Origin of the sequence: Empedobacter sp. UBA1574 (assembly GCF_002322895.1) — a bacterium.
GTDB classification, from domain to species: domain Bacteria; phylum Bacteroidota; class Bacteroidia; order Flavobacteriales; family Weeksellaceae; genus Empedobacter; species Empedobacter falsenii_B.
This window is the reverse complement of the sequence record NZ_DCOI01000043.1, coordinates 48,735-63,125: the sequence shown is the minus strand read 5'-3', so window position 1 is coordinate 63,125 and position 14,391 is coordinate 48,735. Positions and strand designations below refer to the sequence as shown.

Annotated in this window: 12 protein-coding genes; 1 reads left to right on the top strand and 11 read right to left on the bottom strand. The window is 32.1% G+C overall.

Features of this window, described 5'->3' with window-relative positions:
• Position 1: 1 nt before the first annotated feature.
• The 11 genes from B3578_RS14130 to hisG all read right to left on the bottom strand — a co-directional run bounded on the left by B3578_RS14130 (position 2) and on the right by hisG (position 12,568).
• Entirely contained in the window at positions 2 to 493 is a 492-nt protein-coding gene (locus tag B3578_RS14130; protein WP_125349871.1) for a DUF2271 domain-containing protein, read from the bottom strand.
• A gap of 8 nt (positions 494 to 501) precedes the next feature.
• Positions 502 to 1,965 (bottom strand): ankyrin repeat domain-containing protein, encoded by a 1,464-nt coding sequence (locus tag B3578_RS14125; RefSeq protein WP_286495326.1) that lies wholly within the window; start codon positions 1,963 to 1,965, stop codon positions 502 to 504.
• A 178-nt stretch (positions 1,966 to 2,143) separates the two neighbouring features.
• Positions 2,144 to 2,755, bottom strand: coding sequence for a bifunctional phosphoribosyl-AMP cyclohydrolase/phosphoribosyl-ATP diphosphatase HisIE (gene hisIE, locus B3578_RS14120; RefSeq protein ID WP_219033866.1), 612 nt, complete (start codon positions 2,753 to 2,755; stop codon positions 2,144 to 2,146).
• Positions 2,752 to 3,504, bottom strand: coding sequence for an imidazole glycerol phosphate synthase subunit HisF (hisF, locus tag B3578_RS14115; RefSeq protein ID WP_219033865.1), 753 nt, complete (start codon positions 3,502 to 3,504; stop codon positions 2,752 to 2,754). Before hisF ends, hisIE begins: the two co-directional genes overlap by 4 nt.
• Position 3,505: 1 nt before the next feature.
• Positions 3,506 to 4,219 carry a 1-(5-phosphoribosyl)-5-[(5-phosphoribosylamino)methylideneamino]imidazole-4-carboxamide isomerase gene (gene hisA / locus B3578_RS14110; RefSeq protein WP_219033864.1) on the bottom strand — a complete coding sequence of 238 codons (714 nt, stop codon included), beginning with the start codon at positions 4,217 to 4,219 and terminating at the stop codon, positions 3,506 to 3,508.
• A 75-nt stretch (positions 4,220 to 4,294) separates the two neighbouring features.
• Entirely contained in the window at positions 4,295 to 7,414 is a 3,120-nt protein-coding gene (locus tag B3578_RS14105; RefSeq protein WP_286495324.1) for a S41 family peptidase, read from the bottom strand.
• Positions 7,415 to 7,433: 19 nt separating this feature from the next.
• The gene (gene hisH / locus B3578_RS14100) at positions 7,434 to 8,012 is read right to left on the bottom strand and encodes an imidazole glycerol phosphate synthase subunit HisH (RefSeq protein WP_286495322.1); all 579 of its coding nucleotides are present in this window, start codon (positions 8,010 to 8,012) and stop codon (positions 7,434 to 7,436) included.
• 61 nt (positions 8,013 to 8,073) lie between these two features.
• Positions 8,074 to 9,207: a bifunctional histidinol-phosphatase/imidazoleglycerol-phosphate dehydratase HisB gene (gene hisB, locus B3578_RS14095; RefSeq protein WP_286495321.1), complete on the bottom strand. Its 1,134-nt coding sequence runs from the start codon at positions 9,205 to 9,207 to the stop codon at positions 8,074 to 8,076.
• 84 nt (positions 9,208 to 9,291) lie between these two features.
• Positions 9,292 to 10,338 carry a histidinol-phosphate transaminase gene (gene hisC / locus B3578_RS14090; protein WP_291049714.1) on the bottom strand — a complete coding sequence of 349 codons (1,047 nt, stop codon included), beginning with the start codon at positions 10,336 to 10,338 and terminating at the stop codon, positions 9,292 to 9,294.
• Positions 10,339 to 10,352: 14 nt separating this feature from the next.
• On the bottom strand, positions 10,353 to 11,639 hold the full coding sequence (gene hisD, locus B3578_RS14085) for a histidinol dehydrogenase (protein WP_219033861.1): 1,287 nt from the start codon (positions 11,637 to 11,639) through the stop codon (positions 10,353 to 10,355).
• Positions 11,640 to 11,710: 71 nt separating this feature from the next.
• Positions 11,711 to 12,568 (bottom strand): ATP phosphoribosyltransferase, encoded by an 858-nt coding sequence (gene hisG / locus B3578_RS14080; RefSeq protein ID WP_125349882.1) that lies wholly within the window; start codon positions 12,566 to 12,568, stop codon positions 11,711 to 11,713.
• A gap of 406 nt (positions 12,569 to 12,974) precedes the next feature.
• On the opposite strand from hisG, the gene hflX reads away from it, so the two are divergent.
• Positions 12,975 to 14,198, top strand: a complete 1,224-nt coding sequence (gene hflX / locus B3578_RS14075) for a GTPase HflX (protein ID WP_221854272.1) — start codon at positions 12,975 to 12,977, stop codon at positions 14,196 to 14,198.
• The last annotated feature ends 193 nt before the right edge of the window (positions 14,199 to 14,391 follow it).

Below are 14,391 nucleotides of genomic sequence, written 5' to 3'. Positions count from 1 at the left end.
TTTATTGAACTTTTATAAAACGTACGGCTTTAATATAAACTGAACCTTTGATACCTGCTTTGTTGTCTAAATCCGAAGAATTTAATGCAACTTCAGCATCTTTTGCGACGTATTTTTGAGTTTCTACAGCAGATTCAAAACGTAATTTGTATCCTTTATTCAATTTTGCAGTATCAAACTCGATGACACGTGTCGCTCTCGCTCCTCCAGCAACTGAAGCACCTGTGATTCCGTTTAATTTTTCTTTCTTTTTACTATTGAATTTGTGCCATTCTTTTAACGTGTTATACCACTCGTTATCTGTTCCCAAAACACCTAAAGTTTTTTCGTATTGTCCTTTTGGATTGATTAATGAAATCACTACATAGGCTTCTTTTCCCGTGTAATTATTCATCTGAATCATTGTTTTGTATTTTGTTGTTTGTGCAAAAGTGGCAGTTGCCATTAAGATTACAACTAATCCAACTAATTTTTTGATTAAGTTAAATTTCATCTCCTTCATTATTTTAAAAAGTCAATAGACACATTATTTTTCTTTAAGAATTCGTTTTCTCCAGCCAAATCATAAGCTGTTTCGTCAAATTCTGTTTTAATATCTTTTTTCGCTCCAGCAGCAACCAAAGTTTTTAAGGTTGCATCATCTTTCGCAATCAAAGCTGCTTTGTGTAAAGCTGTATTTCCGTCTTCATCTTGTGTATTAAGATTCACACCTAATTCAATCGCTTTTTTCACCAAATTTACATTTCCTTTATCAACAGCAATGTGTAACAAAGTTGCACCTTTACTTTGAGTAGCTTTAAAATCAACTTTTGCATTTGTTAATAAAGCTTGTTTTTCTGCGAATGATTCATCATTTGGTTTGAAAGAATTGAACCAATAATAAGCCAAATTATTTCCATCTTTATCTACAATATCAGCTTTAGCGCCTTTTTCTAACAATAAAGAAACGATTTGAGATGTTCCAGAAGCAACAGCTTTTGTTAAAGCTGACTCACCATTTTTATTAACCGCATTTACATTGTTTGCTTTTGATAAAAATGTATTGATTAAATCTGTATTTTTTCCTCCAGCAGCAACCATTAATGCAGTGTTTCCTTCTTTATCAGCAATTTTAGCATCAACACCTTTTGATAAGATAAAGTTGATTGTTTCTGAGTTTCCTTTGCGAGATAAAGCGTGTAATAATGTTTGTCCGTCTGGATTTAACGCTTTCGGATTTAATTTATATTTTGTAATTAATTCTTGGAAAACTTCTACGCCATTTTCTTTTGTTCTCGAACCTTGTGTGGCAAAAAATAAAGCTTGATCAGTAGGTTTAATTCCTTTCGCGATTAATTTATCTATGATTGATAAGTTTCCTAATTTTGCAGCATAATCTGCTACAGTACGTCCATTAGCGTCTTTATCACTTAATGATAAACCTTTTGAAATAAAATATTCTGTAACTTTTAAATCATCATCATTCGCAATCGCTTGCATGATTAAGTTTGAACCATCTTCTCCTTTAACTTTTGGATTGGCACCAGCTTTAATCAACGCATCGTAAACTGCGATATTCTGATTTCCAGCACTTGCTGCATATGTAATCACATCGTAACCATGGCTATCTTTGTAATGAACATCAGAACCTTTGGCTAATAAATAATTTACTAATTCTAAATTCCCCGCAGCAGCAGCCCATTGAAGATAAATTCTTGAGTGATGCGTTTTTTTATCAACAGAATTTCCTTCTTGTTCAATTAAAAATTTAGTCACATTAAAATCTGCTTTGTTATTAATCGCTATCACAACAGGATCAAAGAAGCCTCCATTTTGAAAAGAAGGACTATTTCCTTTCGAAATTTCAGTTTTTACAGTTTCTATTGTTGGATTATTTTTCCAAAAACCAGCGTCCATCAACGTGTTCGTCTGAGCTTGAATAAATGAAGCGACAAGGATAGCAGCAGAAATGAATAATTTTTTCATATGAATAGAATATATTGTAATAATTATTTAGACTAATTTTAATTTGATTTCAAAAGTATTATTTTTATTTATATTAATTCTAATTAAATCAAATAAATTTGGCTAATTCTGCTAAACATCAGTTTTTTGAAAACAAAAAAGATTGTTAATCTGCAATCTTTTATATTTCTAAACTACTTTATTCAGCTCGTCTTGGACCATTTTCTCTCGATTTCAAAACGTTTTCAACATCTTCCAATTTGAAACCTTTGGCTTTCAATAAAATTAAATAGTGATACAACAAATCCGCCGCTTCATTAATAAATAAATCATCGTTGTTGTCTTTGGATTCAATCACCAATTCAACTGCTTCTTCACCTACTTTTTGTGCAACTTTATTGATTCCTCTTTTGAATAATTTATTGGTATACGAATCTGGATCATTGTCTAAATCAATTCTATCGTTAATGGTTTGTTCCAATTCATATACAAATCCATGATTTGTTTCTTCTTTAAAACAAGTCGTAGAACCCGTATGACAAGTTGGTCCAAAAGGTTTTGCTTTGATTAAAACTGTATCGTTGTCGCAATCAACTGCGATAGATTTTACTTCCAAAAAGTTGCCTGATTCTTCACCTTTTGTCCATAATCTATTTTTTGAACGAGAATAAAAGGTCACTTTTCTAATTTCTTGGGTTTTGTTAAAAGCTTCTTCGTTCATGTAACCTAACATCAGAACCTTGTTGTTAAGATAATTTTGAATAATAACGGGAACTAATCCGTCGTTACTTTTATTGAAATCGATGTTCATCGTATCGGAATATTTTGTTCTTTTAAATAACTTTTAAGTGTTGGAATTGGAATTTCACCAAAGTGAAAAATACTTGCAGCCAATCCACCACTTGCATTTGTTTGGGTAAAAACTTCTGTAAAATGCTCCATTTTTCCTGCTCCACCAGAAGCAATTACTGGAAGATTTACAGCATCAGCAACCGCTTTTGTAATATCAATTTTGAAACCAGCTTTTGTTCCATCGCCATCCATAGACGTTAACAGAATCTCGCCAGCGCCTAATTCTTCTACTTTTTTGACCCAATCTAACGTTTCCCATTCGGTTTCAATTTTTCCACCGCTTACGAAAACTTTTTGTGTTCCATTTACATCGCGAGTATCTACTGCAACGACTACACATTGCGATCCAAATCGAGCTGCTAAATCTGCAATTAATTGAGGATTTTTGACAGCCGAAGAATTAACGGAAACTTTATCTGCACCAGCTTTGATGACCGCCGAAGCATCTTCCACAGAATTAATTCCGCCACCAACTGTAAACGGAATATTAATCGCTGAAGCAATTTTTTCAACCATTTCAGCTAAGGTTTTACGTTTTTCTAAAGTCGCTGTGATATCCAAAAAGACTAATTCATCAGCACCTTCTTCTACATATTTTTTTGCTAATTCCACTGGATCTCCCGCATCGCGTAAGCCCACGAAATTAACACCTTTTACCGTTCGTCCATCTTTGATGTCGAGACATGGTATGATTCTTTTCTTCAGCATATTAGTACAATTGTTTTAAGTCTTTCAACTGAATTCTCCCTTCGTAAATCGCTTTTCCAAGAATTGCTCCTTCACAACCTAATTCTTTTATTTTGATTAGATCATCGATTGAAGAAACGCCACCAGAAGCAATTAATTTGACCTCCGAAGTAGCTAAAATTTCTGCATATAATTCGTTTGAAGCTCCTTCTAACATTCCGTCTTTCGCGATGTCTGTACAAATCACATAATCAATACCTTTGGTTTTATATTCTTGAATAAAATCTATCACATCTAATTCTGACGTTTCTAACCAACCATGTGTTGCTATTTTTCGATCTTTAGCATCCGCGCCTAAAATGATTTTATCGCTTCCATACTGTGAAATCCATTCTTGAAATAATGTTGGATTTTGAACCGCAATACTTCCTCCAGTAATTTGGTTTGCGCCACATTCAAAAGCAATTCTAATATCTTGATCTGCCTTAATTCCACCTCCAAAATCAACTTTTAAATTGGTTTTAGAAGCAATTAATTCTAACGTTTTATAATTAATGATTTCTTTTGATTTAGCTCCATCTAAATCTACCAAGTGCAAATATTCGATACCGTAATCCTCGAATTCTTTTGCAACTTCCAACGGATTTTCGTTGTATATTTTTTTTGTATCATAATCGCCTTGTGACAATCGAACGCATTTTCCGTCGATAATATCTATAGCTGGGATGATTCTCATAACTGTTATGTTAGATTTACTATTTTGGAATTACGATTAAGAAACAATCGTAATTCGTAAATTAACCTTCGTAAATTATTTTAATTCTTTCATGACCTCTTGGATTGCACGTTCCAATTGTGGGTCTTTATTTTCTAATCGATCTAAGAACGTATTTTTAATATAAATGTCAGGTTTAACTCCAGTTTTTTCTAAATTTTGTCCGTCCAAAGTATAAGTTCCCCAACTTGGTAAACGATAAAATGAGCCATCAACTAATCCTTTTCCAGAAGTGAAAATGATCCAACGATACGTTTCTTGCCCGATGATTTTTCCTAATTTCAAGGCTTTGAATCCTGCAGCTGTCATTTCTGCATCGCTCAATGAGTATTCGTTAATTAATAAAACAATTGGTTTTCCTGAAGGAGCAAAATTTGGTTGAACAGTTAATTGTCCTTCACGATATTTCCATTTCAAATAAGGTCTTTGCGATAAAAAGTTCAAAACTTTATCATGTACATTTCCACCTGTATTGAAACGTAAATCTAAAATGACACCATCTTTTCTATTCTCTTGCTCTACCATGTCCAATAAAAACACATCCAATTCAGAAGTAGACATATTTTTCATGTACGAATAAGCAATTCTATCGTTGCTTAATTTTTTTACACGCTGACGATTTTCATAAATCCATTCATCATATAAAAGTGATTTCAATTCGTTATTTGAAATTGGATGAATCTTCGTAGAAATTGTTTTTCCTTTTCGGTCAAATTCAAGAGTTAATTCTTCTAATTTTTTAGGCGTTGTAAAATAAGTTTCACGATTTTGGTTTGGATCGATTTTTTGTCCATTCACACTTACTAAAATATCACCTTCTTGAACATCAACATTTTTAAGGAAAGCAGGAGATTTTCGTAAGATTTTTTCAACTGCAAAAGGTTGATCTTTTTTGAAAATAATTCCTGTTTCGTTGGTGAAATAATTCAATCTTCTACTTTCTTCTTTTCCGAAAGATGAAAAACCTAAATGCGAAGAATTTAATTCACCTAGCATATCATTTAGCAAAATTCTTAAATCATTTCGATTGTTTACATAAGGTAAAAACGTTGCGTATTGTTCTTTTTTTGCTTTCCAATCAATTCCGTGAAAATTCTCATCATAGAAATTTTCTTCTACTCCAGCCCAAGCTTCTTCGTACATTTGATTGAATTCTGAAGCCAAGTTTTTATTGAAATTATATTTAATACTAACTTTTTCAGGATTTGTAGAATTAATACCAAATTTGTAAACAGAATTATCGATTAAAGCGTAAAGATTTTTCTCATTTTTCAAGATAAAATCAGCGCCTTTGTTGAATATTTTGTCTGTTTTATCTTCTTCAAAATCAGCGGTCGTTTTTCTGTATAACTGAAATTTACCATTTTCTTGGTTAGTATTATAGAATAAAAATTGCTTTTTATCATCCGCAAAAACAAAAGGATTTGTCTGATATCCAAAACGGTCTGTTACCAATTCAATTCTTTCTAAGAATCCTTCTGGATTAATAGTTAATGCTTTAAAATCGTTCTTTTCTTCTTTTTTCTCTTTCTTCTCAACCTTTTTTTCTTCTACAAATAAATTATCAAATTTTTCTGATTTATAAGCTTGATCAAACCAATCTAAAGAAGCACGATAAATACTCGATTCTTGCATTCCCAAAGGATAGGAAGGATTTTTTCTGTCGCTTGAAAAATAAATGTATTTTCCGTCTGGTGACCAAGTAGGGTCAGCTTCTGAAACACCAGTATTTGTTAAATTAACCGTTGTATTTTTCTTGATGTTGTGAATAAAAATATCTAACTCGAAATTACGTTTTGCAGAGAATAACACATATTCATCATTTGGAGAAAAAGATGGTTTCGAATTTTGGAAAGCCCAAATTTCATCTTTAACAATTGTTGATGATTTAAGTGATTTCAAATCTAATAATCTTACTTCATCGCGTCCGCTTAAATAAACAGCTTGTGATAAATCGTTGTTGAATGTAATGTCTCGATTATTTCTTAAATCAGAAGTTAATTGTTCAACTTTTCCTTTTCCGTCAGCCGAAATTTTAAACCAATTTTGGTAACCTTTATACGTTTGGTTGAAGATTAAATTTTTGTTGTCTTTTAACCATTTTACTTCTAAAACACGCTCTTTTCCATCAGAAATTTGATTGACAAACTTTCCTTCATTATCCGAAACAAAAATAATTCCTCTGCTTACAAAGGCCATTTTCTTTCCATCAGGAGAAATGTCAAAATAATCGATGTTATTATCAACTTCAAAATTTTGCTCTTTTTCTAAAGATTTATTCGAATTAACATTAATTGTAAGAGGTTTCGACGTTTTAGTTTTTACATCGTAAACAAATAATTGATAATCTTTTTCGAAAACAACTTTTGAACCATCAGCTGAAACAAAAGGTTTTTTAATCGAAGTTTCAAATTTTGTTAACGCTTCTTTTTTACCATTTGCTAATTGATATAAGTTGTATTCGCCATTATTTTCGTCCGAAATAAAATAAATAATTCCGTTTTTATCAACCGTAGGATTAAAATCTTTTCCGTTATAATCGGTATATTGTTTATAACTTTTTGTGGTTGGATTATATCCTAATAAATCTGGATTATTTTCGCCTTTGTATCTTTTTCGTGTAACTTGACTTGCACTTTCAGACGAGTTAGTGAAAATATATTCGCCTTGAGGAGTTTCTACTAAACCATTTGTTGTATTAAAATAATTTGTAAAAAGCGCTTCTGGTGTTTTTCCATCTAAATCAATTTTAAAACTTCCAAATCCATTATTTTGATTTGATGTAAAATAGATCGATTTACTGTCCCAACTCCAACTCTCGACTTCATCTTTGGCTTGATGAAAAGTCAATTGCTTAATTTGTCCACCATTTATAGGCATTATATAAATATCGTAATTTCCATATTGATTAGAGCTGAATGCCAGCCATTTTCCGTCTGGTGAAACACGAGGATTGATTTCTTCTCCTTCTAAAGCTGTTATTCTTGCAGCATTCCCGCCATTTATATCGGTTGACCAGATGTCGCCATCGTAACTAAAATAAACCGTTTTAGCATCAGGACTTAAAGAAGGAGTAGAAGTGAAGTACACTTTTTCTTGAGCAGAAACCTGCGAAATTGCAAAAGCACTAAGTATAGTAAAAACTATTTTTTTCATGTGTGTGAATTTATAATTACTATAAACTTAGAAAGTTTTTTAGTATTTGTTCTCCTATTCTTGCAGATTTCTCTGGGTGAAATTGAGTTGCGTAAAAATTATCTTTATGTAAAGCTGCTGAATATTCTAAAATATAGTCTGTTTTCGCGATCGTATATTCTGAATTTTCGCAATAAAAACTATGTACATAATAAAAGTCGGAGTTCTCTTCTACTTCGTTAAACAAAGGTGTTTTTAAGTCATAAATCGTATTCCAGCCCATGTGAGGAACGATTTCGGTTGATGGAAATAACTTGACTTGAATAGGGAAAATTCCTAAACAATCGGTATTTCCTTCTTCCGAATAAGCGCACATTAATTGTTGTCCCAAGCAAATGCCTAAGGTTGGTTGTTTTAAGTTTTTAATGACTTTATCTAATCCTTTTACTTTTAAATAAGTCATTGCGGAACTTGCTTCTCCAACTCCTGGAAAAATTACTTTGTCAGCATTTTGCAAAGTTTCAAAATCGTCTGTAATTATAGCTTCGAACCCCAAACGAGTTACTGCATTATATACCGATTTTACATTTCCTGCATTGTATTTTACTATTGCTACCATATTCTTTGATTTACGACTTTTGATTTACGATTGATATTAATCTTAAATCTTCATTCGTCAATTATAAAAGTCCTTTTGTTGAGGGTAAAATCATTTTTTCAGGATCGCGTTTTACAGCTACTTTAATGGTTTTTGCAAACGCTTTGAAAATAGCTTCGATTTTGTGGTGCTCGTTTGTTCCTTCCGCTTTGATATTTAAGTTTGCTTTTGCTCCGTCTGTAAATGATTTGAAAAAGTGATAAAACATCTCAGTTGGCATTTGACCAATCATTTCGCGTTTAAAATCAGCTTCCCAAACTAACCAGTTTCTTCCGCCAAAATCAATTGCTGCTTGTGCTAAGCAATCGTCCATCGGTAAAGTAAATCCGTAACGTTCGATACCTAATTTATTTCCTAATGCTTGCGCAAAAACTTCACCTAAAGCAATTGCTGTATCTTCAATCGTGTGGTGTTCGTCCACTTCTAGATCTCCATCCACTTTTATCACTAAATCCATTTGTCCATGACGAGCGATTTGATCTAACATATGATCGAAAAAGTGAATTCCTGTCGAAATATCCGATTTTCCTGTTCCGTCAAGATTTAAATCAATTTTAATCTTTGTTTCATTCGTATTACGAACAATTGAAGCAGTGCGATTTTGAAGTTTTAAGAACTCGTAAATCTCTTTCCATGAAGTTGTTTTTAAAGCAATCGCATCATTTAATCCTTTGTTATCATTGATTTCGTCTGCGCCTAAAGCTTCATCATTCGCGATAAAAATTCCTTTTCCACCAAGATTTTGAGCTAATTTAACATCCGTTATTCGATCACCGATTACAAACGAATTTGTTAAATCATATTCAGGGTTATTGATATACTCTGTTAATAAAGCCGTTCCAGGTTTACGCGTTGGCGCATTTTCATGAGCAAAAGTTTTATCAATGTAAATATCCTCGAATTTCACGCCTTCATTTTCGAATGCTTTCACTACGAAATTTTGTATTGGCCAAAATAATTCCTCAGGATTAGAAGGCGTTCCTAAACCATCTTGGTTGGTCACCATAACTAATTCGTAGTCCAATTCTTTTGCAATTTTACCTAAATAAGTAAAGGCTTCTGGATAGAATTCTAATTTGGAAAAGCTGTCAACTTGGTAGTCAGCTGGCTCTAAAATCATTGTTCCATCACGATCTATGAATAGTATTTTTTTCATTTTAGTTGTTTTTGATGTCATTCCGATGTTAGGAGGAATCTCAGAGATTTCTCATTTCACTGTCGTTTCATTCGAAATGACAAATTATATTATTTTAAGTGTTTGTATTAATTTCTGATTTTCAACTTCCGTTCCAACTGTAATACGTAAACAATTTTCGCATAAATCGTCGTTGTTTCTGTTACGAATTACAATTCCTTTTTCGACCAATTGATTGTAACGTTCGTTTGCATTATCAACTTTAATCAAAATGAAATTCGAATCGCTTGGATAGATTTTTTCTACAAATGAGATATCAGTTAAAGCATTTTCTAGAACTTCTTTTTGTTGAATAATCGTATTTGTAATAGCTATCACTTTATCGTAATCGCTTAAAATTTCAATCGCTTTTAATTGTGTTAATTGATTGATGTTATAAGGTGGTTTTATTTTATTTAAAACATCCACAATTTCTTGTGAAGCATACAAAATTCCTAAACGAATTCCTGCTAAACCAACCGCTTTCGACAAAGTTTGGGTAACAATTACGTTTGGATAATTTTTGATTTCTTCTATCCAAGACTGTTCTGTGGCGAAATCGATATAAGCTTCGTCGATAATTATTAAGCCATTGAAACGATTCACAATTTCTAAAATAGTTTCTCTTTTGATGATTTCTCCTGTTGGATTATTAGGAGAGCATAAAAAAATCATTTTTGTATTTTCATCTACATTTGAGAAAATATCTTCGATGTTTGGTTGAAAATCTTCTTTGTTTAATAACGATTTTCGGTATTCAATAGCATTTAAATTCGCTAAAACACCATACATTCCATAGGAAGGTGAAATCGCAATAACATTATCTTGATTCGGTTCGCAAAATGCTCGGAAAATTAAATCTAACACTTCGTCACTTCCATTTCCTAATAGAATCTGATTTGCAGGAAAGTTTTTGATTTCACTTAAAATCGATTTTACATTACGTTGTAAAGGATCAGGATAACGATTCAATCCATTATTGAAAGGATTTTCGTTCGCATCCAAGAAAACGAAATCGTTATTTATTTCTTGAAATTCGTCACGAGCTGATGAATAAGCTTTCAGCGTTTTTACGTTAGGACGAATGATGTTATTTATGTTGAATGAATTCATGTACGATTTTTGATTTACGATTTTAGATCATTTAGTCTTAAGGTTACTGCATTTTTGTGCGCAAATAACTCTTCGGCTTCAGCCATTAATTCGATTGCTGGACCAATGTTTTGAATTCCTTCTGCTGATAATTTCTGAAACGTGATTTTCTTGATAAAACTATCAAACGAAACTCCTGAATAATTTTTTGCATAACCATTAGTTGGCAAAGTGTGATTGGTTCCTGAAGCATAATCACCAGCCGATTCACACGAATAATTTCCTAAGAAAACTGAACCTACATTAATAATTTTATCGATATAATTTTCAGCCATTTCGCAAGCGAAAATTAAATGTTCAGGTGCATAAATATTTGAAAAAGTTACACATTCTTCGATAGAATTTAAAACAATTCCTTTTGAATTTTCTAACGCTTTAGTCGCTAATTCTTTTCTTGGCAGAACTTCTAATTGAGCATTGATTTCTTCAATCGTTTCATTTAATATTTGTTCGTTTGTTGTTAATAAAATCACTTGTGAATCGATTCCGTGTTCGGCTTGTGATAATAAATCGGCAGCCACATATTTAGGAACCGAAGTTTCATCTGCAATCACTAAAACTTCGCTTGGACCAGCAGGCATGTCGATGGCTACACCAAAGTTTTGAGCAACTTGTTTTGCTGCAGTTACATATTGGTTTCCTGGACCGAAAATTTTATCCACTTTTTGAATCGTTTCTGTTCCAAAAGTTAACGTTCCAATCGCTTGAATTCCGCCAACTTTGTAGATTTTTTCAATTCCGATTAAGTTCGCAGTATATAAAATTGCAGGGTGAATTTTTCCTTCTTTATTTGGAGGTGTACATAAAATAATATTTTGGCAACCAGCTAATTTAGCAGGAATTCCTAACATTAAAGTTGTAGAAAATAACGGAGCTGTTCCACCTGGAATATAAATTCCAACATTTTCGATACCGCGAGATTCTCTCCAACAATTTACTCCTTTTGTGGTTTCAATAACTTTTACTTCTTCACGTTGTTCAGTGTGAAACTTCTCAATATTAGAAGCTGCTAATTGAATTGCTCCTTTTAATTCTTCAGAAATTAAAGTTTTTGCTTCTTCAATTTCTTGAGTAGAAACTTCTAAAGAAGTTAGCTTAACTTGATCAAATTTTTCTGTAAAATCAATTAAAGCTTGATCTTTCTCGGTTTGAATTTTTCCAAAAATATCTAAAACTATTTCTTGTAAATCTTGTGCTTCTTTCGTTGGTCGAGCTGTTAACGTAGACCAATCTGAAAGTTGAGGTTTGATATATGTTTGCATTTTGTTACGAATTACGATTTTAGAATTACGAATTACGATTCAATCGTAAATTGTAAATCGTCAATCAAAAATTATAAAATCATTTTTTCAATTTCTAGTACTAAAATTCCTTCCGCACCCAAAGCTTTCAATTGCTCGATGATGTCCCAAAAAGTATCTTCTTTAATTACAGTGTGGATTGATGACCAACCTTTTTCGGCAAGTGGTAAAACTGTTGGAGATTTCATTCCGGGTAACAAAGCAATGATTTCTTCTAACTTTTCGTTGGGCGCGTTTAATAAAATATATTTGTTCTCAGAAGATTGTTTTACCGCTTCAATTCTAAATAAAAGACGATCTACAATTGCTTGTTTTTCATTGTCGAGATTTTTGTTAGAAATTAAAACTGCTTGTGATTCAACCACTGTTTCCACTTGTTTCAAACCATTTGTTAATAATGTTGAACCTGTAGAAACGATGTCAAAAATAGCATTTGCCAAACCGATACTTGGAGCAATTTCTACGCTTCCACCAATTTCTTCAATCTTAACGTTGATACCTTTTTCTTGGAAAAATTTTTGTAAAATACGTGGATAAGAAGTGGCAATTTTTTTGTCTTGAAAATAACTTAAATCTGTATAAGCTTCATCTTTCGGAATAGCTAAACAAAGTTTACAACCTGCGAATCCTAATTGACGAATTTGAGTGACATTTTTATCTTTTTCCCAAACTTCATTTTCTCCTAAAATACCGATGTCAGCAACGCCTTGTTCTACATATTGTGAAATATCGTCGTCTCGTAAGAATAAAACTTCGATAGGGAAATTTGGAGATTCGGTTCTTAATTTTCGATTACTTGTAGAAATTTTAATTCCGCAATCTTTCAATAATTCGAGTGATTTTTCACTTAATCGACCACTTTTCTGAATGGCTATTTTTAATTTACTCATTTTTAATGTTTTATATTTTTTAAGTTTGAGTAAATCGATGATTAAATCTTGAAGTAACAAAAAATCCCGTTCGATTTACTCAAACGGGATTTAGATATTGTGATAAAATCATTACATACCACTATCTGCTCGCTTGAGTGCAAGTATGATGGTGATGATGATGTAATTTATTTTTGTACATTTTTACTTTTTTGTCGGAACAAATGTAGAAAGGAAATTTTAATTGACAATAGATTTTTTGAAAATTAGTAAATAAACTTGTTATTAATTATGAAAACCTTATTTTTTTCTATTTTTATCCAAAAGAACTCAAATATTTATTGAGTTTTATTGATTTGATTAATTCTCAATATTTTATAGAAAGTTCGGTTACATCCAAAACTTTCTTTTATTTTTGCAGTAATATATGTTAGAAAAACAAGAAGCACAATACGAAAAAGTAGTTTTAGTTGGATTGATTACACGTGAACAATCCGAAGAAAAACTGACGGAATATATGGACGAATTGGAGTTCTTAGCTTATACAGCTGGAGCGACAGTTGGAGAACGTTTTACACAAAGAATGGACAAACCTGATTCTAAATTCTTTGTAGGAAGCGGGAAATTAGATGAAATCACGGCTTTTGTCGAAGAATATGATATTGATACAGTTATTTTTGATGATGAATTAACGCCTTCTCAGTTGAAAAATATTGAGAAAGTTGTCAACAAAAAAATCATCGACCGTACACAATTGATTTTAGATATTTTTGCTCAACGAGCGCAAACTTCATATGCACGTACGCAGGTAGAATTGGCTCAATACCAATATTTATTACCACGATTAACACGAATGTGGACACACTTAGAGCGTCAACGTGGAGGAATTGGTATGCGTGGTCCTGGTGAAACGGAAATTGAAACGGATAGACGTATTATTCGTGATCGAATTACGTTATTGAAAGAGAAATTGAAAGGAATCGATAAGCAAATGGCGACTCAACGTAAAAATCGAGGAGCATTGGTACGCGTTGCGTTGGTTGGGTACACAAATGTTGGGAAATCAACGTTGATGAATGTCTTATCGAAGTCCGAAGTTTTTGCCGAAAATAAATTATTTGCAACATTAGATACAACGGTTCGAAAAGTGGTAATTGGTAATTTACCTTTCTTATTAACGGATACGGTTGGGTTTATTCGCAAGTTGCCAACACAATTGGTAGAATCGTTTAAATCTACATTAGATGAGGTTCGTGAAGCGGATTTGTTGGTCCATGTTGTGGATATTTCGCATGCGAGTTTTGAGGATCATGTGAATTCTGTGAATCAAATTTTAGCTGAAATAGAGTCGAAAGAAAAACCAACGATTATGGTTTTCAATAAAATTGATAATTTTTCTTATATCAAACAAGATGAAGATGATTTGTCTGAAAAGAAATTTGAAAATTATTCGTTAGAAGATTGGAAACGTACGTGGATGGCGAAAACAGATTATCCGACATTGTTTATTTCGGCAACGGAAAAAGATAATTTAGAAGATTTGCGAAAAACGGTTTATGAAGAAGTGAAAGAAATTCACATGAAACGTTTTCCTTATAATAATTTCCTTTTTCAATATTACGATGAGGAAGAAAATGATTCGGAAGAGTAATAGTTTTAATTTTTAGATTTTTTAAGATTAAAAATTAGAATTAATATAACCATAAATAATAATCCAATTTGAATATAAAGACCCATTGAATTTTCAGGAAAATTATTATACAACTTTATAAGACCATTGATTATTATAATCAGGAAGAAGAAGAATATTAGAGGCTTGTGTTTGAAATTCATAAATGTAAGTT

Coding starts and splice junctions, on each gene's coding strand:
- hisC (WP_291049714.1), bottom strand. CDS start 10,338: ATGAATTCATTCAACATAAATAACATCATTCGTCCTAACGTAAAAACG.
- hisD (WP_219033861.1), bottom strand. CDS start 11,639: ATGCAAACATATATCAAACCTCAACTTTCAGATTGGTCTACGTTAACA.
- hisG (WP_125349882.1), bottom strand. CDS start 12,568: ATGAGTAAATTAAAAATAGCCATTCAGAAAAGTGGTCGATTAAGTGAA.
- hisB (WP_286495321.1), bottom strand. CDS start 9,207: ATGAAAAAAATACTATTCATAGATCGTGATGGAACAATGATTTTAGAG.
- hisF (WP_219033865.1), bottom strand. CDS start 3,504: ATGCTGAAGAAAAGAATCATACCATGTCTCGACATCAAAGATGGACGA.
- B3578_RS14130 (WP_125349871.1), bottom strand. CDS start 493: ATGAAATTTAACTTAATCAAAAAATTAGTTGGATTAGTTGTAATCTTA.
- B3578_RS14105 (WP_286495324.1), bottom strand. CDS start 7,414: ATGAAAAAAATAGTTTTTACTATACTTAGTGCTTTTGCAATTTCGCAG.
- hisH (WP_286495322.1), bottom strand. CDS start 8,012: ATGGTAGCAATAGTAAAATACAATGCAGGAAATGTAAAATCGGTATAT.
- hisIE (WP_219033866.1), bottom strand. CDS start 2,755: ATGAACATCGATTTCAATAAAAGTAACGACGGATTAGTTCCCGTTATT.
- hisA (WP_219033864.1), bottom strand. CDS start 4,219: ATGAGAATCATCCCAGCTATAGATATTATCGACGGAAAATGCGTTCGA.
- B3578_RS14125 (WP_286495326.1), bottom strand. CDS start 1,965: ATGAAAAAATTATTCATTTCTGCTGCTATCCTTGTCGCTTCATTTATT.
- hflX (WP_221854272.1), top strand. CDS start 12,975: ATGTTAGAAAAACAAGAAGCACAATACGAAAAAGTAGTTTTAGTTGGA.